This is a genomic window from Streptomyces sp. NPDC051217 (assembly GCF_044455465.1).
Classification (GTDB): domain Bacteria; phylum Actinomycetota; class Actinomycetes; order Streptomycetales; family Streptomycetaceae; genus Streptomyces.
Map to the genome: position 1 here is coordinate 116831 of NZ_JBITEV010000001.1, position 20271 is coordinate 137101.

The following is a 20271-nucleotide window of genomic DNA, read 5'->3' on the forward strand; positions in this document are numbered from 1 at the left end:
CCGGCAGGGCCTGGCCCCGGGTCAGAGGTGGATGCCCGGGTTCAGCCGCCGTCGCAGCTCGGAACGGGTCTCGTCAGCGTCCAGCGACACCGGGTTGGGCTCCGCGTGCGGTTTGCACTCCGCGCGATGCGCGGGCGCCTTTCCGGCCAGCAGATACGCCTCGACGTGGTCGTTGACGCACGCGTTGAGTCCGCCCGCGATGCCGTGCGTGCCCGCGTCGCGCTCGGTCACCAGCACGGCACCGGACAGGCGCCGTTGCAGCTCCAGCGCCCCCGGATACGGCGTCGCCGCGTCCCGCTCGGCGGCCAGGATCAGGGTCGGCGGCAGCTCACCGGGAGCGGTGCGGATGTCGGCGGCCCGCTGGCGCGGCGCCGGCCAGAAGGCGCACGGCAGATTCATCCACGCGTTGTCCCAGGTCTCGAACGGGGCCTGCCGGGCGAGTTGGGTGTTGTCGCGGTCCCACACCTTCCAGTCGGTCGGCCACGGCGCGTCGTTGCACTCCACAGCGGTGTAGACGGCGTTGCCGTTCTCGTTGTCCATGGCCGCGGCCGGCTGCGGTGTGGCCTGGTCGACCAGGGGCTTCGTATTGCCCTTCAGGAACTCCGAGAGCGCCGTCGCGCGCATCGCCCAGTAGTCGTCGTAGTAACCCGCCCCGAGCATCGCCGCGTGCAACTGGCCGGGACCGACCTTGCCGCCCGCCGGCTTGTGCGCGACCGCCGCCCGTACGCGCTCGTAACTGCGCTGCACTTCCTGGGGCGTGGCACCGAGGCGGTATGTCGCGTCGTGCTTGGCCACCCAGGCCCGGAAGTCCGCCCAGCGCTGCTCGAAGGCGAAGGACTGGTCGAGGTTGTTGCGGTACCAGATCTGGTCCGGGTCCGGGTTGACGGCCGAGTCGAAGACCATCCGGCGTACGTGGAAGGGGAAGAGCGAGGCGTAGAGCGCGCCGAAGTACGTTCCGTAGGAGGCGCCCATGAAGGACAGCTTCTTCTCGCCGAGGGCGGCCCGCAGGACGTCGAGGTCGCGGGCGTTGTTCAGGGACGTGTAGTGGCGCAGGGTGTGTCCCGCGTTGCGGGCGCAGCCCTGTGCGTACGCCTTGGCGCGGGAGATCCGCTCCCTCTTGTACGACTCCGAGGGGTACGTCGGCGCGAGGGTGGGGGCCTTCGCGAAGTCCGCGGCGTTCTGGCAGGACAGCGGCGCGGAGCGGCCGACGCCGCGCGGGGCGTAGCCGACGACGTCGTACGCCGCCGCGATCCGCTTCCACTCGGGCAGGCCGGCCGCCAGCGGGAAGGCCATGCTGGAGGCACCGGGGCCGCCGGGGTTGTAGACCAGGGCGCCCTGGCGCGCGACGGTCTCCACGGCCTTGCCGTCGCCGCCCGCGGCGCCTGTCTTGCCGGACGCCTTCACGCGGCTGACGGTGAGCCGGATCCGCTCGCCGTTGGGCCGGGCGTAGTCGAGGGGGACCTCGACCGTGCCGCAGGCGAGGGGAGCGGGCAGCATCTCGGCCTTGGGGCACGTACGGAACGTGATTCCGGCGGCGGCGGCGCGCTTGGCGGCGACCACCGTGCCGCGCTCCTCGGACGAGGCGCCGGCGAAGTCCGCGCCGCCCGCCGGGGGGGCGGAGAGGGTGGACAGGACCAAGGAGCCGAGGGTGGCCAGGGCCCCGTACTTCGCAACTGCTCTCATCGCTTTCCCTTCAGGCGTGCCGCGGTGGGGGAAGGCGATCATCTCCGGCGCGGTGGGCATGTAAAGGATCTGTGAGCGGTGTCGGGGCGTGTGACCCCGATGCGTCATACCGTCACTCAATAGGCCCGTTCGGGGTGCGGGATCGGGCGGAGCGTGCTCCCCGCGCGGGCGGGCGGCGTGCGCGGGTGTCTTCGGGTGCGGGGCGGGAGCCGGGGGCCGGTCAGCCGCCTCCTCCCCCTCCACAGCCTCCGCCACCCCCGCAGCCGCCACCACCACCGCCCCCGCCGCAGCCCGACCCTCCGGAGCTGCCACAACCGCCGCCTCCCGAGGCCCCGCAGCCGCCGGATCCCTCCGAACTGCCGTCCGCGAAGCCCGCGCTCGCGCACCACTCCACCGTCACGGCGGCCAGATGCGGCGCCGGCTCGAAGTCACGCCCCGGCCGCATGCGCGTCGCGACCGTGAGCTGCTCCCGCACCAGCGTGTCCGGCAGCGCCGTCGGCCCGTCCAGGGCGACCAGATGGGCCGGCGTGGTGATGTGCGTGTACGTCGTACGGAACCCCGCACGGGCCTTCACCCCGGCGGCGGTGAGCCGCCGCCTGGCCAGGATGGCGCAGAGGATCCCGGAGAAGACCCCGATGAACGCGAGAGGCAGGGTCGGGATGACCGCCAGTGAGCCGGAGCTCACGAGCATGACGATGGTCAGCGGTATGAGGAGCAGGCACAGGATCGCCTGGGTCAGCCCCCAGTACACCCACACGCGGGCCTTCCTGGCCGGGATCAGCAGGCCCCGCACGGCCAGGGAGTCGCCGACGTCCTGTACGGCGCGGCTGCGCATCACCGCGAGGCGCAGCGAGTGCAGGGCGCCGTGCGGCGCGCGGGCGTGCTCCTGGAGGACGGCGCGTTCGACCGGATCGCGCGCGACATCGCTGTACACGGCGACGATGCCGGGTCCGCCGATGCCCAGCCGCCCGTCCGAGTGCATCGCGACGATGGCGGTCTCGGCGACCCGGCCAGGGCCGCCGCCGAGGAAGGCGGCGTCCATGAGGGTGTGGATCTCCGGGCTACCGCCGCGTGAGCGCAGGCTGATCACTCCGACGATCAGCGAGACGAAGGACAGACCGACGGCGGTCTGAAGCAGGGCCGCGAGCAGGTCCATGGCCGGTCACCGCCCCACGAGCACGGCACGGGCCACCCGCGCGATACGCGTCGCCCGACCCGGTGGCCGCGCCCCGGACCGGTCCCGCCACCACCGCGTCAGCTCCCGCCGAGCCGCCGCGTCCTCGGGCAGGTCGGCGATGAGCAGGTGCTCGGCGAAGTCGAGCGCGTCGCGCCGGTAACCGGCACGCATGGGCCGGGACTTGGCGTACGCGAGGAACGCGCCGCGGTAGCCCCCACCGAGAATCCCCGGCAACTCGGGCGCCACCTTGGCGACAACCTCGGCCCGCTTCCCGGCAAGCGCCCGACTCTGCACCCCCAGCCGCCGCGAGTCGAACCCCTCGGGCGCGGGGGTCCCCGCGACGAGGGCGGAGAGGAGAGCGGCCTGCGCGAGCGCCAGCCGCTCACGGGCGCGATCGGTGGGCTGTGTTTCCGGCTGCGCGGACCCCGAAGGGCGCGGCGCCGCCGAGGAGTTGAGCGCCGCCGGGACCGCGCCGCCGGTGGCGTGCGGGCCGGCGGGTTCGGCGCCTGCGGCGGCGCGCTCGGCGTTCGCCGGTCCATCGGCCGGGACGGGCCCGTCCTGCGGATTGAGCGTCTTGGGGACCGGGTGGCTGGTCGCGTGAGGACCGGCCGTCCCGGGCTTTCCTTCCGGCTGCGCGGACCCTGTGGCGGCGCGCTCGGCGTTCGCCGGTCCGGCCTCGGCCGGGCCGGGTGTCTCCGGTGCGGGGGCCGCGCAGCCGGGACCGGCGGTCCCCGCCGCAACTCCCTTACCCCGCACCGCAGTCGGCCCCGGCCCCCGCAGCGTCGTGCGGATCGTGACCAGTTCCGCGGCCAGTTCCGCCGGCGGCGGGAAGTTGTCGTCACGTTCCAGCAGGACTCCCGGCGGGGAGATCCGTGAGCGCAGTTCCGCCAGGACGGCGAGCACCGGGGCGCTCACCGGGTGGGCGTGCGTGTCGTGCCAGACGCCGTCGCGTTCGACGCCGCCCGCGACGTGCACGTACGCGATCGCCTCCACCGGCAGTTCGTCGAGCGCCGTCGCCGGGTCCTCGCCGCGGTTCACATGGTTGGTGTGCAGGTTCGCGACGTCGATCAGCAGGCGGACGCCCGTGCGTTCGACCAGCTCCGCCAGGAACTGGCCCTCCGTCATCTCCTCGTCCGGCCAGTTGATCAGCGCGGCGATGTTCTCCACCGCGAGCGGCACGGGCAGGGAGTCCTGGGCGACCCGTACGTTCTCGCACAGCACCCGCAGCGCGTCCTTGGTGCGGGGGACCGGCAGCAGGTGGCCCGCTTGCAGTGTGGGGGAGGCGGTGAGCGGGCCACCGGCCCGTACGAAAGCGATGTGTTCGGTGATCAGCGGCGAGCCCAGCGCATCGGCCCGCTCCGCCAGATCCGCGAGACGCCGGGCGTCGGGCCGCTCGGCGCCCCCCAGTCCGAGCGAGACGCCGTGCGGGACAACCGTGACGCCGCGTGCGCGGAGCCGGACGAGCGAGTCCGGGAGGTGGTCGGCACAGACGTTCTCGGCGACGGCCTCGACCCAGTCGATGCCGGGCAGCGCCTCCACAGCCTCCGCGATCTCCGGCCGCCAGCCGATGCCGATCCCCAGATTTCCCGGATCACCCGGATTCCGCAGATTCCGCAGATTCCCCACGCTCATGACTCCCCCTCCTCCGTGCCCCGGCGAGTGCCGGTTCAGGAGTAATGGCCCCACCGGATGACGGTGAATCCGAAGGAGGGGACGTTCAGAGCATCATTTGAGGTTCCCCCGAAAGCGGGCGACCGTCATGATTCCCGGCATCCGCCGGTTCACGGCGTCGCCTTGATGCTCGGCGGCGGACGGTTGGTGTTGACGGCCGTGGGCGCGCCCGGCTGGGTGGAGGGCCGGGAGGTGAAGGAGCTGTCTCCGGTCGGTGAGGCGGCCGGGGGCGACGGCGGGAGGTTGCCGTTCGGCGGCGGCGGGCCCGTGGGGCTGGCGGTCTTGGTGCCCGCGGCCTCCCGCGCGATGCTGTCGAAGTCGACGAGCCCCGTGGCTTCCAGCATGGTGATGTGGTCGAGCACCGTCTGGTTGGCGTCGGTCGCGAGCTGCCGTATCAGGGTGTTCCGTGTCGTATGTCTGACCTCGGCCACCAGCGAGAAGACCTTGCCGTGCGCATTGCGCAGAAGGTTGGCGAACTTGCGGTCGTACTCCGCGCCGGTGGCCGCCGACAGTTCCCTGAGCCAGCCCTGCTGCTGCTCGTTGGGCTGGTTCGGCAGCGCGACACCGAGCTTCGCCGCCACGTCGCGCGCACGGGCGTCGAGGTCGGAGTGGCCGACGACAAGGTGGTCACCCGCGTCCTTGATGGCCTGGCTCGGGGCACGTTCGATCGCCTGCTGCCCGGCGGGCAGCTCCCACAGACCCGCGAGCCGCACCTTCACGAGGAAGTCGCGGTCCGTCGCCGAGAGCGGACCCCACTGGGTCGACACGCTCGACGCCGCGAGATTCGCCTCCCCCGTGCCGGACCGGTCGGCGTACGACCAGACAGGAAAGGCGAGCGCCCCGACCGTCGCGACGAGTGCCGCGATGATGAGTGCCGTGCCGTTGATACGTCGCAACAAAGTGTTCTCCCGGGACGATGTACTACCACCGCGTACCACCGCAGAACCAACCGTTAGCCGGCCGGTCGTTCAACCTACTTAGCGGTATTGAGAGATACGAAATCCGGGACCGGAGTGTTCAACGCCGCAGCGCGGGATGATCGGCGACCACCGTGCTCGACCCCGGCGCGATCTCCGTGAAACCGGCATCCCGGACCAACGGCAGCCCGCTGATGGTCAGTTGGCGCCAGCGCGCGGCGTCCGGAGTGCGTACGGAGAGCGGGAAACCCGCCTCCTGCCAAGTCTTGCGGTCCGTCTCCGAGAGTTCCCACCACGCGAGCTGCGCGCCGTGCCCCGCCTGGGCCATCGCCTTGCCCGCCGACATGCCGATGTCCGGGCTGAGCCAGAGCACGGGGGCGGAGAGGTCGGCGGCCGGCGGGTCCTCGGGGTCGGCCAGGTCGGTGCCGGAGACCTGGAGCTTCGCCAGCTCCTTGGGCCAGCCGTCCAGCGGGACCGGTGGGAAGACCCGTACCTCCGCGTACGGGGCGAAGGCGGCGCCCTCGGCCGGTTCGGCGGGGTCCTCGGGGCTGGTCACCGTGATTCCCGGCAGCTGTGACGCCTTCCGCCACTCCGCGCCGCGCGCCCGCCGCACCACCTTGCGGATCCGGGCGTCCTGCCACTCCCGCATCGCCCGCGCCCACTCGCCGTCACCCGTCGACCGCTCGTCGGCGAGCATGACGAGTACGGCGCGGGCGGCGGCCTCCAGCGCGTCGGTACGGGTCGGAGGCGCCGCCTTCTCGATCCGCACCACCAGCGGCAGGACGAACTGCGGGGCCTCGTCGCGCGCGGTCCGCTCATGCTGGAACGGGCTGTCGGCGCGGCTCTCCGTGCCGTCCTGCTCGCCGTCGTGGCCGTCCGGGCTGCCCGCCGCGGTGCCGGAGGTTCTGTCGATGCTCACGTGGCAAGTGTGCCAGCCGCGACTCGCCGTTCCGCCCGCCGTTCTGTTGGCAGAACCGTCGCCTCCGGGTGACCATGCTCGACATGAAAAGCGATCTTTTTGCCAGCGAGAACATGGCGCAGCAGGCCACTACGCCCGGGATGAGCCTCCAGAACGCCAAATCCGTCAAGTACGCCGTCAACGGCGAGATGCACGCGCGCCAGGGGTCGATGATCGCCTTCCGCGGCAATCTCCAGTTCGAACGGAAGGGGCAGGGCATCGGCGGAATGCTCAAGCGCGCCGTCACCGGCGAGGGGCTGCCGCTGATGGCCGTCAAGGGCCAGGGCGAGGCGTGGTTCGCGCACGAGGCGGCCAACTGCTTCATCGTCGACATCGAGCAGGGCGACTCGCTCACGGTCAACGGCCGCAACGTCCTGTGCTTCGACGCCACCCTCTCCTACGAGATCAAGACGGTGAAGGGCGCCGGAATGACCGGCGGCGGCCTCTTCAACAGCCTCTTCAGCGGCTACGGGAAGCTCGCCATCATCTGCGAGGGCAACCCCATCGTCATCCCCGTCTCCACGCAGGCGCCGGTGTACGTCGACACCGACGCCGTCGTCGGCTGGAGCGCCCAGCTGAGCACCTCGCTGCACCGCTCGCAGTCCGTCGGTTCGATGATCCGCGGCGGTTCCGGCGAGGCCGTCCAACTCATGCTCCAGGGCGAGGGTTTCGTCATCGTCCGGCCGAGCGAGCTGACGCCGACGAAGCCGTCCGGAAGCTGACCGACGCGTAAAACTGCGAGGAGTGGGCCGCCGCTACGGTGTCGGCGGCCCCTGGGTGCTGCGCGCTGCTCGCCGCGCGCCCGCCCTGGCACATCCGAGAGGTACGCGCGCCGGCTCCGGTCGAACGGAACGCGTCGAGCACGTCGAGCACGACGGGGCACGCCACTTCATGACCGCACTGTTCCGCTACCACGCCGCCATGCTGCTGCGCTCGCAGCGCTGGCTCCCGCCGGTCCTGCTCTACGGGATCTTCCTCGCCGTCGGCGTCCAGGGCGGCGAGCCGGTGCTCGACTCCCTCGGTGTCGCCGCCGCGCTGCTGCCGGTCACCGCCTGGCTGGTCCGGATCTGCACCACACAGGAACCGGACGCGGCGCGGGCCGTCACGGCGGCCGCTTCCGGCATGCCCGCGCACATCTCGCCGCACTGCTCGCCGCGGCGGCCTGCGCGGGCGCGCTCGGCGTCGTCGGCACGGTGATCGTCACGGCCGTCAGTGACCCGAAGAGCGCGGACGGCCTCGTGGAGGTGGCGCCGCTGCCCGCCGGGACGGCGGGCCTGCTCGCGGCCCTGGTCTGTCTCCTGATCGGCGCCACGGTCGGCGCACTGTGCTCCCGCCCGCTCCTGCGCGGCCGGGGCTGGTCGCTCGCGCTGACCGCGCTCTTCGCGCTGCCGGCACTGGTGACCACCGGCTCCCCGGCGAAGGCCGCCGTCAGCGGTCTGGTGACCGGCTCCCGTACGGGTGTGATCCACACCCCCGGCCTGTCCCTGGCCGCCGCCGCGCTGGTGGCGGCCGTGGCCGCCGGGGCGGTCTGCGTCCTGGGTGTCCGGCGCGGCTGACCCCGGCGGCGTGGTTCAGTACGCTCGACGCCATGGGAGACGACGTCACCGCTGCTGCCGAGTCCGTCGTGTACGCGGACTGTGTGCACTGCGGCGAGCCGACCGAGTACCCGGAATCGACCAAGGGCAGCACGCTGTGCCCGGTCTGCGAATGGCACGAGGCCCAGCGGAATGCCTGCTCGGGGTAGTGCTGTGCACCGGATCGAGCCGCAGTTCGCCCTTGCCCCTCCACTCCGCGTCGCCGGGCCTGACCGGCGATCCGCGGGGGTCACCGCTCACCCCTTCATCAGCTCCGACACCTTGACGAAGCGGTAGCCGCGCTCGCGCAGCGCCGGCACGATCATCCGGACCGCCTCGTCCGTCACCGGTGCCGCGCTCGTCGTGCAGTGCATGACCACCAGCGAGCCGGGCCGTACCTCCGCGAGTACCTGCTCCGCCACCTCCTCCGGGTCCGTGGCGAAGGCGTCGCCGCTCACTACGTCCCACTGGACCGCCGTCAGGCCCGCCGGGGCCAGGGCCCGTAGCGTCGACCGGTCGTAACAGCCGCCGGGGAAGCGGAAGTACGGCACCACCTGGCGTACCCCGGCCCTGCGGAACGCGCCGAAGGCCCGCTCCACGTCGGCGGCCATGTCCTTCTCGGGGAGTACCGGCAGCCCGTGGCAGTCGGCCGTGAAGGAGTGGTGGCTGTACGAGTGGTTCGCGACCTCGAACAGGGGGTCGGAGCCGATCTCTCTCGCCTGGAACGGGTACTCCTCCGCCCACCGGCCCGTCATGAAGATCGTCGAGGGGACTTCGAGGCGGCGCAGCGAGGAGATCAGGGTCGGGTTGTCGAAGCGTTCGCCGCGGGCGGCGCGGGCTCCCTGGTCGGACGTCATGTCGGCGTCGAACGTGAGCGCGACGGTCTTGGCGGCCGTTCCGGTACGGACCTTGCCCGGGGGGTCCGCGGCGCGGAGGAAGACCGGGGTGGTCGCCGGGCGTTCCGGCCCGGCCGGCTGGTGCGTCGCGGGTCTGGTCGAGGGGGCGGGGGCCAGGCGCGTGTCGCTGTCGCCGGCGCATCCCACGAGGACGGTTCCCAGCAGGGCGAGGGGCAGCAGTCGTGGTGCGTATGTAGGCATACAGGGAAAATATATGACTAAATGTTCATCCTGCTGTTTCGGCGCTCGAAGATTGCCGGAACCCGGCACTGCTCCGCCCTGACGGACCGTGAGAAAATTTTCCTCCCATTCAAGGGTTCAAGGGGGACCGGCGAGAGCCGGGGGAGGGGCGACCCATGGATGTGTTTCTCGGTCTCGGTATCGCGGGTGTTGTCCTGCTCGCCGTGGCGCTGATTTTCGACGGAATCTTCGAGGGCCTGTTCGGCGGAGTGCTCGACGGCCTGTTCGCGGGCCTGCTGTCGCTTCCCGTCGTCGCGGGATTCGTCGCGATGCTGGGGTTCGGCGGCGCGATCGTGCTCGGTACGACCGACCTCGGGGCCGGCCCCGCCATCGCCGCGGGCGCTCTCGCCGGTGCCGTCACCGGCTGGCTGGCCTGGAAACTCAGCCGGGTGCTGATGCGCGACCAGACGGACGCCACGCCACGGGGAGCGGATCTCCTCGGCACATCGGGGTCCGTGGTCACGGCCATTCCCGTCGACGGCTACGGCGAGGTGATGCTCCGGGTGGCGGGCCAGCCCGTGAAGTTCGCCGCGAAGAGCACGGTGCCCCTGGCGCGGGGCGCCGAGATCTGGGTGGAGTCGACCCTGTCGTCCACCTCGGTCGGCGTCCGTCCCGTCGAGCGCTGATTTCCGGCACCGAGTCACCGAGCCGCCGAACCACCGCTCAGCGACCGGCGTCCCACAAGTGCGGCGCCGACAGCTCGTACGTCAACAGGGGGCAACCATATGAGTCCAGTGATCATCGCGGTGGCGGGAGTCGTCGTACTTCTCGTCCTCCTCGGTCTCGTCGTCATCACCCGCTACAAGGTCGCGGGCCCCAGCGAGGCCTTCATCATCACCGGCCGCCGGGGCAAGTCGTCCACGGACCCGGTCACCGGCCGGGTCAGTACCGACAACAGCGGCCAGAAGGTCGTGGTGGGCGGCGGCGTCTTCGTCGTCCCCTTCGTCCAGCAGAAGTTCACGCTCGACCTGTCCAGCCGGCACATCCCGGTCGCGGTCCGGGGCGCGGTGACGCTGCGCGGCGTCAAGGCGCATCTGGAAGGCGTCGCCATCGTCAAGGTCGGCGGCAACGAGGACGCCATCCGCGCCGCCGCCCAGCGCTTCCTGCGGCAGCAGAAGGGCATCGTCGGCTTCACCCAGGAAGTACTCTCCGGTGCGCTGCGCGCCATCGTCGGCCGGATGGCCGTCGAGGACATCATCCGCGACCGCGCCGCCTTCGCCGGTCAGGTCGCCGAGGAGGCCGAGGCGAGCCTCTCCGGGCAGGGCCTGATCCTGGACGCCTTCCAGATCCAGGACATCACCACCGAGGGCTCGTACCTGGAGGACCTGGGCCGGCCCGAGGCCGCCCGCGCCCGGCAGGAGGCGGACATCGCCGAGGCGATCGCCAAGCGGGCCTCCGAGCAGGCCAGGCTCAAGGCCGCCGAGGAGATCGCGGTGGCCGAGCGGACCTTCTTTCTGAAGCAGGCCGAGATCAAGGTCGAGACCGAGGCGGCCAAGGCCAGGGCCAACGCGGCGGGACCGCTCGCCGAGGCCGCGCGCCAGCAGGAAGTCCTCGGCGAGCAGGAGAAGGTGGCGCAGCGTCAGGCGGCGCTGACGGATCGTCAGCTCGACACCCAGGTACGTAAGCCGGCCGACGCCGCCCGCTACCAGGCCGAGCAGGAGGCGGAGGCCCGCAGGATCGCGCAGGTCAAGGAGGCCGAGGCGGACGCCGAGCGGTCGCGGCTCACCGGTGAGGGCGAGAAGCTGCGCCGTGCGGCGCTCGCCGAGGCGGTACGGATCGAGGGTGTGGCGGAGGCCGACGCCATCGCGGCGCGCGGTACCGCCGAGGCCGGGGCGATGCAGAAGAAGGCCGACGCGTTCGCGCAGTACGGCGACGCGGCCGTGCTCCAGATGCTCGTCGAGGTGCTGCCCGCCGTCGTCGGCAAGGCGGCGGAGCCGCTGAGCGCCATCGACAAGCTCACCGTCATCTCCACGGACGGCGCGAGCCGGCTCTCGCGGACGGTCACCGACAACGTCGCGCAGGGCATGGAACTGCTCACGTCGACCACCGGCGTCGACATCGCGGAGGTGCTCAAGAGCCTGTCGGCGCGTACGGGTTCGGGGGAGCCGGCCAGGGCCGGGGCCGCGCCCGGGACCAAGGTGGCCAAGTCGTCGGAGAGCGACAAGAAGATGGAGATAAGCGGCTGACGGATCGTCAGCGCGCTGTACCCGAGGGGCCGGCCGGACCGCTGTCCGGCCGACCCCTCGCATGTCTTCTGTCGCGCCCGCTGAACACAACTCCCGTACCGCCCGTATCAAGGGGTCGGACTCCGTAATCCCCCACAGGAGGCGACGAGTTGAGTCACAGGCGAATATCCAAGAGCAAGGCGGTACTCGCGGGAGCCGGGGCGGTGGGTGTCGCGGCAGCGGCCATCCTGCTGCCGAACGCCAACGCGTCACAGTCCGGCACGGACGACGGTGCGGGCGGCGGCGCCGGGCGGAACGCGAAGACGGTCAGCGCCGCTTCGGCGCCGGAGCTCGTCGCGCGGCTGTCCTCACAGCTCGGCGACGACTACGCGGGGGCGTACTACGACACGCAGAAGAAGCAGGTCGTGGTGAATGTCGCGGACGGCGGCGACAGCGACGGCGACGCGACCGAGCGGGTGCGCGACGCCGGTGCCGTGGCGAGAAGCGTTGAGCACAGCATGGGTGAACTCCGGTCCGCCACAGGCACGTTGAGCCGGGACGCCACCATCCCCGGCACCGCGTGGGCCGTCGACCCCCGGACCAACCAGATCCTCGTCACCGCCGACACCACGGTCACCGGTGAGCGCTGGGACACCCTGGAGTCGACCGTGGCCTCGCTGGGCGACGGCATGGCCCGTATCCAGAAGTCGGCGGGCGAGTTCAAACCGTTCCTGGAGGGCGGCGACGCCATCTTCGGCGGCGGAGCCCGCTGCTCGCTCGGCTTCAACGTCACCACGCAGGACGGCACACCCGGATTCCTCACCGCCGGGCACTGCGGTGTCGCGGCCGAGCAGTGGTCCGAGGAGCAGAACGGCGCGCCCGTCGGTACGGTCCAGGCCGCGACGTTCCCCGGCGACGGAGACTTCGCGCTCGTGACGTACGACGACCCGGCCACCGCGGCGCCCAGCGAGGTGGACCTCGGTGACGGGCAGACCCTGCCGATCGGGCAGGCGGGCGAGGCGGCCGTGGGTCTGGAGGTCGTCCGGATGGGCAGCACCACCGGGCTCGCGGACGGTTCGGTCACCGGGCTGGGCGCCACCGTGAACTACGCGGAGGGCTCCGTCAGCGGCCTCATCCAGACCAACGTCTGCGCGGAGCCGGGCGACAGCGGCGGCCCGCTGTTCACGGCGGACGGTACGGCGATCGGCCTGACGTCGGGCGGCAGCGGTGACTGCACGTCGGGCGGCGAGACGTTCTTCCAGCCGGTCTCGACGGCGCTGGCCGCGGTGGGCGCGGAGATCGGCGCGGGCGGCGCGGGCGAGGCGGGCGGCGCGGATGATGCCGGCGGTGCCGCCGACGACGGCGGTGCCGGGGCTGCCGACGACGGCAGTGGCAACGACAACGGGCTCGGCAACGGCGTCGGCGTCGGCGACGACGGCGTGGAGGCCGGGCGCGACCACTGACCGGACTCGGCCTCGGTCGCCGGACGGGCGCGATGCCCCCGTCCGGCGACCGGGGATCAACCGGTCATCGCGTCAGCTCCGGAGCCAAGGCCCCGTGACCGCGAACGTCGTACCCGGCGTGTAGCAGTTCACATACATCGTCTCGCCGTCCGGCGCGAACGTGACCCCCGCGAACTCACCCCACTCCGGCTCCTCGGGCGTCCCGATGTTCTGCGCCCCGCGCGCCATCTCGTACAGCTCGCCGTCCCGCGTCAGCCCGTACACATGCTGCGCGCCACCGCCGTCCTCACACACCATCAGACCGCCGCTGGGCGCGAGGCAGATGTTGTCGGGGGACTCGCCGGGCATCTGGATGTCGGTGTCCGGGCCGAAGGCGATCACCAGTGTGAGCCGACGCCGACGCGGTTCGTACTTCCACACCTGTCCGTAGTGGTCGGCCGCCGAGCCCTCCGCGCTCTTCGCGAAGCTCGACACGAAGTAGACGGACCCGTCGCCCCAGTAGCAGCCCTCCAGCTTCTGGGCATGCGTGATGCCCTTCTTGTCGAAGTCCTGGAGCCGGATGGGCGTCTCCTTCGCCTGCGTGTCCGGGACCGGCACCCACTCGATACGGTCGAAGCTCGCGCCCGGCTCCTGGACGGCCGACAGGTCGGGTACGCCGGGGACACGCATGGCCTCCAGCGTGCCGCCCGCGCGCAGCGAGCCGAGGCCGCCGCGCGGCTTCTCGGGCAGGAAGCGGTAGAAGAGCCCGAAGGGCTTCTCGAACGCGTCCTCCGTCTCGTACACGACGCCTTCACGCGGGTCGATCGCGATCGCCTCGTGCTGGAAGCGGCCCATCGCCTTCAGCGGTACGGCTCCGCTGCGGTGCGGATCCGCGCCGTCGACCTCGAAGATGAAGCCGTGGTCCTTGGTGTAGCCGTTGGTGCCGGCCTTGTCCTCGGTCTCCTCGCAGGTGAGCCAGGTGCCCCAAGGCGTGGGCCCGCCCGCGCAGTTGACAGCGGTGCCGGCGATGGCGACGCGTTCGCCGATCACGTGATTTCGCCCGTCGAGTTCGAGCGCCGTACAGCCGCCCTTGCCCATCGGGTCGTAGGTCAGGCCGTCGACGGTCGGTACGCCGATCTTGCCGTCGGCCCGGTTCTCGTGGTTACGGACGAGGTGGACGCGCCCGCGCCGGCCGGCGAAGGCGGCCATACCGTCGGGATTGCTGGGGACTTCGCCCTCTCCCGAACGGAGTGCGTCGCCCGTTCTGGACAGGACGCGGTAACGGAAACCCTTCGGCAGATCCAGCAGACCGTCGGGGTCGGGTACGAGCGGGCCGTAGCCGCTGCGTCCCATTTCCTGTGCGACAGCGGTGCCGGCGAACAGCTCCGACACCGCTCCGGTGAATGCGATTCCGGCCACCGATGCTCCGGTGGCCAGAACCTGACGTCGTGTTGCGGACATAAAAGGCAACTCCCTGTTGGCGGACAGAGACGTGACCCGCACGGTGTATCACGGGTGTAGTGCACACGTGAACTGTGCGGGCCACTGGGCCTTATGCGTCCTGAGGGATCAGCGGATCAGAGGAGATCAGCGGACCGGCGGAACAGGGGGAGACCTCTGATCAGGCCAGCGTGGCGGTGAGCGTGATGCTCGTGCCCGCGAGCGCCTGGCTGACCGGGCAGTTGGCCTTCGCGTCCTCGGCGGCCTTGACGAAGTCCGCCTCGTCGATCCCCGCGACCTCACCCTGCACCGTGATGTGGACGCCGGTGATGCCGGTGCCGGGCACCAGCGTGACGTCGGCCTGGGTGTTCAGCCTGGTCGGCGGGGTGCCGGCCTTGGCGAGACCGTTGGACAGGGCCATCGAGAAGCAGCTGGAGTGAGCGGCGGCGATCAGCTCCTCCGGGCTGGTCTTGCCGTTCGCCTGCTCGGCGCGGGAGGCCCAGGAAACCGGCTGGTCGGCGATGCCGGAGGAGTCGAAGGTGACGACGCCACCGCCCTTGAGGAGGTCGCCTTCCCAGACGGTGTGTGCCTGGCGCGTGGTAGCCATGGTGATGGGAACCCTTCTGTATCGGGCACGCGGGAGCTGATCGAACGCACCTCACGCACCGCACATCGTTACGGCACCGAACTTACTCGGCGATCACGCTCTTCGCGTCGCGTGCCAGGGCGGTGAGACGGGAGATCGCACGGAAGTACTTCTTCCGGTAGCCGCCGTTCAGCATCTCTTCGCCGAAAAGCCGGTCGAAGGGCAGCCCGGAGGCGAGAACCGGTATCGCCCGGTCGTAGAGCCGGTCGGCCAGGACGACGAGGCGCAGCGCCGTCGACTGGTCGGGCACCGGGCCCACGTCCGTGAAGCAGGCCACCCGCAGACCTTCCGTCAGCGCACCGTAGCGGCTGGGGTGGACGGTGGCGAGGTGGGCGAGGAGAGCGGGGAAGTCGTCCAGGCTGGCGGCTCCGGCCCCGGCCCCGGTCGCCCGCGCGGTCGCGTGCGCGGCGCGTGTCACCTGCTCGGTGGTGAGCGGGGCGGGGGCCTCGGGCAGTCCCCGGTGCCGGTAGTCCTCGCCGTCGATACGCAGGGGGCGGAAGCGCGCGGAGAGTCCCTGGATCTCCCGCATGAAGTCCGCGGCGGCGAAGCGGCCCTCGCCGAGCTTGCCGGGCAGGGTGTTGGAGGTCGCGGCGAGCGCCACGCCCGCCTCCACGAGCCGGCTCAGCAGGCTCGATACGAGGACGGTGTCGCCCGGGTCGTCCAGCTCGAACTCGTCGATGCAGAGCAGCCGGTGGCCGCCGAGGGTCCGTACGGTCTGCTGGAAACCGAGCGCGCCGACGAGATTCGTCAGCTCCACGAAGGTGCCGAACGCCTTCTCTTCGGGGGCGGCCGGGGTGGCGTGCCAGAGGGAGGCGAGGAGATGGGTCTTGCCGACGCCGTAACCGCCGTCGAGGTAGACGCCGCGGGGGGCGGTGCCGGCCGCCTCGGGCTTCCTGCCGAACCAGCGCCGCTTGCCCTGTCCGGTGCCGGGCGCGGCGCCGAGTCCGGCGGCGAACGTGCTCAGTACGGTGACGGCCTCGGCCTGACCGGGCCGGCCCGGGTCGGGGACGTACGTGGCGAAACGCGCCGAGTCGAAGCGCGGCGGCGGGACCATCTCGGCGACCAGCCGCCCTGCGTCGACCCGCGGCTCCCGCGCGCACAGCGAGACCGGTCCGACCGCGGGAGCGGGAGCTGGAGCGGCGGAGGCGGAGGCGGAGGCGCCGGAGGTGGACGCCGGTTCGGCGGGGGAGGCTGACACGTTGTCCCACTGTAGAGCGTGTGCCGACCACCCGTCCCGCGCCGGTGGCCGTTGCCGCGGGCAGGGTTTCCGGACGCGGGCACCCCGTGGGGGCCGTTCGCACAGGTTCGCGCCGCACACCCCGCCCGGACCGGCGCGCGGGCCACACGGCGCCCGACGGCGTGCGACCGCGCGTGTCAGACTGCTGCGCATGCGACGCCTCTTCCCCGTGACCGATCCGACCGCGACCGGCGGCCGCCCCGAGGACCTCGTGGACCGTGAGTGGACGCTGGACGAGCTGGCCGAGGCGTACGCGTACCCCACCGTGAACCCCGGCGCTCCGCGTACCGCCCCGCACTGGCTGCGCGCCAACATGGTCTCCACGCTCGACGGCGCCGCCCAGCACGACGGGCGCTCGCAGGGGATCTCCTCCGATGCCGACATGCGGATCTTCGGCACCTTGCGAGGGCTCGCCGATGTCGTCCTCGTCGGTGCGGAAACGGTTCGCCTGGAGGGCTACCGACCCGCCCGCGCACGCGACGCTTTCGCCGGGCGCCGCGCCGCCGCCGGGCAGCCGGCCGCACCCGCGATCGCCGTCGTCACCGCGAGCCTGAATCTGGACTTCTCGCTCCCCCTCTTCACCTCGCCCGTCGTACAGACCCTGGTCCTGACCGGCGCCGCCGCGTCCCCCGACCGCGTCCGCGACGCGGAGAAGGCGGGTGCGCGGGTGCTGATCGCCGGGGACGGGCCGGGCGTCGACCCGGACCGGGCGGTCGGGGCCCTGGCGGAAATGGGTCTCGTACGGCAGCTTGCCGAGGGAGGACCCCGGCTGCTCGGCCAGTTCGTGGCCTCCGGCGTACTGGACGAACTCTGCCTGACGGTCGCGCCCCTGCTCACGGTCGGCGACGCTCAGCGCATCACCGGCGGACCGGGGCTGCCGGACCCCGAGCGCTTCGGCCTGGCGGCGGTGATGGAGGAGGCGGGGTTCCTTTTCACTCGGTACCGTCGGATCCGACATTGAGCGGAATTCGCCGTTCCGGTTAGCTTCCGCTGGGCACACTTACTCACGCAGACCCCGTGCGGACACGGGGAAGGATGGTTTCCGCAGCGGGCCGTAGAGGCCCCTGAACGACGAAGGGCGCCTGTCGTGTTCACAAGCGTATTGATGATCGAGAAGCCCTTGTCGTCCATGGACGTCGAATTTGTCACCACGCTCCACGGCGACGAGGACGTCCGCTTCATCGTGCTCATGCAGCCCCGCGGCGACCAGGCCGACGCGCTGCTGCGAGCCATCGACGACGTCGCGTTCGGCGAGCTGAGAGAGGCCGGCCGCGAGGGCGACGAGCCCGAGGGCGCCGAGGCCCGCGGTCCCGCCGAGATGGCGCTGGCGCACTCGCTGGGCGCACTGAGAGCCGCGGGCCGCACGGCCAACGGCGTGGTGGTCGAGAAGCACCCGCTCGACCACCTCAAGTCGGTGGTGGAGGAGGCGGCCGCCGACGAGGTGATCGTGCTCACCGAGCCCCACTACGTGGAGGAGTTCTTCCACCGCGACTGGGCATCGCGCGCACGTCACAAGGTCGGTGTGCCCGTGCTCAAACTCTTCGCGCACAGCGCCGACGACGACACCGCGGGGCGCGCACAGAACGGCGACAGCGCCCGTGGCAGGACCGAGGGGGAGACCAAGGGGGCGGGCCGGAGCGAATAGGCTGGGGGACCGCCGGCGGCACTCGGCCGTCGGCCCGCGAAAACGCGCACCCTCACCGCACCACCTGGGAGAACACCTATGGCACCCGGTATCCCCACCGCCATGGAACGGCCGCACTTCATCGGCATCGGCGGCGCCGGAATGTCGGGTATCGCCAAGATCCTCACCCAGCGCGGTGCGAAGGTCGCGGGCAGTGACTCGAAGGAGTCCGGCACCGCCGAGGCCCTGCGAGCCCTCGGCGCCACGGTCCACATCGGCCACGCGGCGGAGCACCTCGCCGACGACGCGTCGTGCGTGGTCGTCTCCAGCGCGATCCGGGCGGACAACCCGGAGCTGGTACGGGCCGCCGAGCTGTCCGTCCCGGTCGTACACCGCTCCGACGCGCTCGCCGCCCTGATGGGCGGCGGCCTGCGGTCCATCGCCGTCGCCGGTACGCACGGCAAGACGACGACGACCTCCATGCTGGCCGTCGCCCTCACGGAGCTGGGCCTCGACCCGTCGTACGCCATCGGCGGCGACCTGGAGGGGCCCGGCACCAACGCCCGTCACGGCGAGGGGGACATCTTCGTCGCCGAGGCGGACGAAAGCGACCGGAGCTTCCAGAAGTACGACCCCGAGGTCGCGATCGTCCTCAACGTCGAGCTGGACCATCACGCCAACTACGCCTCCATGGACGAGATCTACGAGTCCTTCGAGACGTTCGTCGGCAAGATCGTCCCCGGCGGCACACTGGTCGTCGCCGCCGACCAGCCCGGCGCGGTCGAGCTGACCGCGAAGGTGCGCGACCTCTCCACGATCAAGGTCGTGACGTACGGCGAGGCGGCGGACGCCGACGTACGCGTCCACAAGGTCACCCCACGAGGTCTGACCAGCGAGGTCACCGTCGTCCTGGCCGGCCGCTTCCTCACCTTCACCGTCTCGGTCCCCGGCCGCCACTACGCCCACAACGCGGTGGCCGCCCTCGCGGCGGGCGTCGCGCTCGGCGTCCCCGCGCACAACCTCGCCTCCGCGCTCGGCAAGTACACCGGAGTCAAGCGCCGCCTCCAGCTCAAGGGCGAGGCGAACGGCGTGCAGGTCATCGACTCGTACGCGCACCACCCCACCGAGATGACCGCCGACCTGGAGGCGATGCGCGCCGCCGCCGAGCCCGGCTCCCGGCTGCTCGTCGTCTTCCAGCCGCATCTCTTCTCGCGCACGCAGGAGCTGGGTACGGAGATGGGCCAGGCCCTCGCCCTGGCCGACGCGTCGGTGGTGCTGGACATCTACCCGGCCCGCGAGGACCCGATCCCCGGCATCACCAGCGCACTGATCATCGAGGCGGCGGTGCTGGCGGGCGCGGACGTCCACGCCGTGTCCGACAAGAGCGCGGTGCCCGAGGCGGTGGCGGGAATGGCGAGGCCCGGGGATCTCGTTCTCACCATGGGGGCGGGTGACGTCACGGACCTCGGTCCGGAGATCCTGGCCCGTCTGTCCCACTGAGGAGCGAGAGAGGAAGTCATGGCGTACGACATCGACAAGCCCGACGAGCAGTGGCGCGAGGAACTGTCCCCGGCCGAGTACCGGGTGCTGCGCCAGGCGGGCACCGAGCCCGCCTTCGTCGGTGAGTACACGGACACCAAGACGGAGGGCGTCTACTCCTGTCGGGCGTGCGGCGCGGAGCTGTTCCGCTCGGACACGAAGTTCGAGTCGCACTGCGGCTGGCCGTCCTTCTACGACCCGAAGGACAGCGACGCGGTCGAGCTGATCGAGGACCGCACGATGGGCATGGTCCGCGTGGAGGTCCGCTGCTCCCGCTGTGGGTCGCACCTGGGCCACGTTTTCGAGGGCGAGGGCTACCCGACACCGACGGACCAGCGCTACTGCATCAACTCGATCTCACTGAAGCTGACCCCCGACGAGGCCTGAGCCCTCCGGAGGCTCGGGCAGGTCCAGGGCGCGCGAGAGCGCGGCGGCGACAGGGGTGGCGTGGTGGCCCGGCAGGTGCCGGGTCGCCCACGTCGTGGCCGACACGAGGAAGTCAGCGAGGTCGCGCTCGACGTCCGCGAGCAGGCGGCGCAGTTCGGCGACGGGAAGTTCGATCACCGGGCTGTCATCGAGTTCGGCGTCGACGGTCAACCGGACGGTGTCGCCCAGGCGTTCGCCGAGCGGGGACGGGTCGTGACCGAAGCCCGCCGACCTGTCTCCCTCTCCGTCCACCAGCGACAGCCAGTCGCGCCACTCCTCAAGCCCCGCGCAGCACCCCGGCAGCAGGACGGTGCCGGAGGCAGTGTCAGTGAATCTCAGGCCGCCTGGGGCGCAGAGATCGTCCATGGTGAGCAGCCCGTGCAGGAAGCCCGCGAGCGGGTCGGCCGGCCTGGGTGGGCGGTCGTCGTCCTCCGGGTCGATGTCGTTGTACTGGGCGATGCGCATGACCGCCGTGCCGATCTCGGCGGGTCTGAGCGCACCGGTGAGGGGCATGAAGCCGTACGTCTCCGAGTCGCTGACTGCCCAGAGCACGAAGTCGTCGGAGCCGTAGATCTCCAGAACAGGTTCCGCGACCGCGGCTCTTGGGCGGGTCTTGCGTCTTCCCATCGGTGGACG

Annotated in this window: 18 protein-coding genes and 2 pseudogenes; 10 read left to right on the forward strand and 10 right to left on the reverse strand. The window is 71.6% G+C overall.

From position 1 onward, the window contains the following. Positions 1-21 precede the first annotated feature (21 nt). From ACIBBB_RS00590 to ACIBBB_RS00610, 5 genes are all read right to left on the reverse strand, one after another. Positions 22-1683, reverse strand: a complete 1662-nt coding sequence (locus ACIBBB_RS00590; RefSeq protein WP_398977247.1) for an alpha/beta hydrolase — start codon at positions 1681-1683, stop codon at positions 22-24. A gap of 220 nt (positions 1684-1903) precedes the next feature. Next, the gene (locus tag ACIBBB_RS00595; RefSeq protein WP_398977249.1) at positions 1904-2839 is read right to left on the reverse strand and encodes a TIGR04222 domain-containing membrane protein; all 936 of its coding nucleotides are present in this window, start codon (positions 2837-2839) and stop codon (positions 1904-1906) included. A 6-nt stretch (positions 2840-2845) separates the two neighbouring features. Next, entirely contained in the window at positions 2846-4492 is a 1647-nt protein-coding gene (locus ACIBBB_RS00600; protein ID WP_398977251.1) for a DUF692 family multinuclear iron-containing protein, read from the reverse strand. 149 nt (positions 4493-4641) lie between these two features. Next, entirely contained in the window at positions 4642-5427 is a 786-nt protein-coding gene (locus ACIBBB_RS00605; protein ID WP_398977253.1) for a DUF4142 domain-containing protein, read from the reverse strand. Between the two features lie 121 nt (positions 5428-5548). After that, positions 5549-6361: a peptidyl-tRNA hydrolase gene (locus ACIBBB_RS00610; RefSeq protein ID WP_398978744.1), complete on the reverse strand. Its 813-nt coding sequence runs from the start codon at positions 6359-6361 to the stop codon at positions 5549-5551. Positions 6362-6450: 89 nt separating this feature from the next. On the opposite strand from ACIBBB_RS00610, the gene ACIBBB_RS00615 reads away from it, so the two are divergent. From ACIBBB_RS00615 to ACIBBB_RS00625, 3 genes and pseudogenes are all read left to right on the forward strand, one after another. Continuing rightward, the gene (locus ACIBBB_RS00615; RefSeq protein ID WP_398977255.1) at positions 6451-7128 is read left to right on the forward strand and encodes an AIM24 family protein; all 678 of its coding nucleotides are present in this window, start codon (positions 6451-6453) and stop codon (positions 7126-7128) included. A gap of 169 nt (positions 7129-7297) precedes the next feature. Then, positions 7298-7962: pseudogene (locus tag ACIBBB_RS00620) on the forward strand (ABC transporter). A 32-nt stretch (positions 7963-7994) separates the two neighbouring features. Further along, a complete protein-coding gene (locus ACIBBB_RS00625; RefSeq protein ID WP_398977257.1) occupies positions 7995-8150 on the forward strand; it encodes a hypothetical protein in 156 nt (51 codons plus the stop codon). A gap of 87 nt (positions 8151-8237) precedes the next feature. On the opposite strand, the gene ACIBBB_RS00630 is transcribed toward ACIBBB_RS00625, so the two are convergent. Then, positions 8238-9077 (reverse strand): polysaccharide deacetylase family protein, encoded by an 840-nt coding sequence (locus ACIBBB_RS00630; protein ID WP_398977259.1) that lies wholly within the window; start codon positions 9075-9077, stop codon positions 8238-8240. Positions 9078-9232: 155 nt separating this feature from the next. Here ACIBBB_RS00630 and ACIBBB_RS00635 point away from each other — a divergent pair, with 155 nt between their 5' ends. The 3 genes from ACIBBB_RS00635 to ACIBBB_RS00645 all read left to right on the forward strand — a co-directional run bounded on the left by ACIBBB_RS00635 (position 9233) and on the right by ACIBBB_RS00645 (position 12744). Beyond that, on the forward strand, positions 9233-9742 hold the full coding sequence (locus ACIBBB_RS00635) for a hypothetical protein (RefSeq protein WP_398977261.1): 510 nt from the start codon (positions 9233-9235) through the stop codon (positions 9740-9742). Positions 9743-9841: 99 nt separating this feature from the next. After that, on the forward strand, positions 9842-11302 hold the full coding sequence (locus tag ACIBBB_RS00640) for a flotillin family protein (RefSeq protein ID WP_398977262.1): 1461 nt from the start codon (positions 9842-9844) through the stop codon (positions 11300-11302). A gap of 149 nt (positions 11303-11451) precedes the next feature. Further along, entirely contained in the window at positions 11452-12744 is a 1293-nt protein-coding gene (locus ACIBBB_RS00645) for a S1 family peptidase (RefSeq protein WP_398977264.1), read from the forward strand. Between the two features lie 72 nt (positions 12745-12816). Here ACIBBB_RS00645 and ACIBBB_RS00650 read toward each other — a convergent pair whose 3' ends face one another. From ACIBBB_RS00650 to zapE, 3 genes are all read right to left on the reverse strand, one after another. Then, positions 12817-14184 (reverse strand): alkaline phosphatase PhoX, encoded by a 1368-nt coding sequence (locus ACIBBB_RS00650; RefSeq protein WP_398977266.1) that lies wholly within the window; start codon positions 14182-14184, stop codon positions 12817-12819. Positions 14185-14344: 160 nt separating this feature from the next. Next, on the reverse strand, positions 14345-14770 hold the full coding sequence (locus ACIBBB_RS00655; protein ID WP_398977268.1) for an OsmC family protein: 426 nt from the start codon (positions 14768-14770) through the stop codon (positions 14345-14347). An 82-nt stretch (positions 14771-14852) separates the two neighbouring features. Continuing rightward, positions 14853-15911 (reverse strand): cell division protein ZapE, encoded by a 1059-nt coding sequence (zapE, locus tag ACIBBB_RS00660; protein ID WP_398978745.1) that lies wholly within the window; start codon positions 15909-15911, stop codon positions 14853-14855. A 286-nt stretch (positions 15912-16197) separates the two neighbouring features. Between zapE and ACIBBB_RS00665 the strand changes: the two genes are divergently transcribed. From ACIBBB_RS00665 to msrB, 4 genes and pseudogenes are all read left to right on the forward strand, one after another. Then, the gene (locus ACIBBB_RS00665) at positions 16198-17007 is read left to right on the forward strand and encodes a pyrimidine reductase family protein (RefSeq protein WP_398977270.1); all 810 of its coding nucleotides are present in this window, start codon (positions 16198-16200) and stop codon (positions 17005-17007) included. 126 nt (positions 17008-17133) lie between these two features. Continuing rightward, a pseudogene (locus tag ACIBBB_RS00670) lies at positions 17134-17598 on the forward strand (indole-3-glycerol phosphate synthase); the annotation flags it as partial. Between the two features lie 171 nt (positions 17599-17769). Beyond that, entirely contained in the window at positions 17770-19170 is a 1401-nt protein-coding gene (gene murC, locus ACIBBB_RS00675; RefSeq protein WP_398977272.1) for a UDP-N-acetylmuramate--L-alanine ligase, read from the forward strand. 18 nt (positions 19171-19188) lie between these two features. Further along, positions 19189-19596: a peptide-methionine (R)-S-oxide reductase MsrB gene (gene msrB, locus ACIBBB_RS00680; protein ID WP_398977274.1), complete on the forward strand. Its 408-nt coding sequence runs from the start codon at positions 19189-19191 to the stop codon at positions 19594-19596. Here msrB and ACIBBB_RS00685 read toward each other — a convergent pair. After that, the gene (locus ACIBBB_RS00685; RefSeq protein ID WP_398977276.1) at positions 19567-20262 is read right to left on the reverse strand and encodes a hypothetical protein; all 696 of its coding nucleotides are present in this window, start codon (positions 20260-20262) and stop codon (positions 19567-19569) included. The genes msrB and ACIBBB_RS00685 overlap by 30 nt on opposite strands. Positions 20263-20271 lie beyond the last annotated feature (9 nt).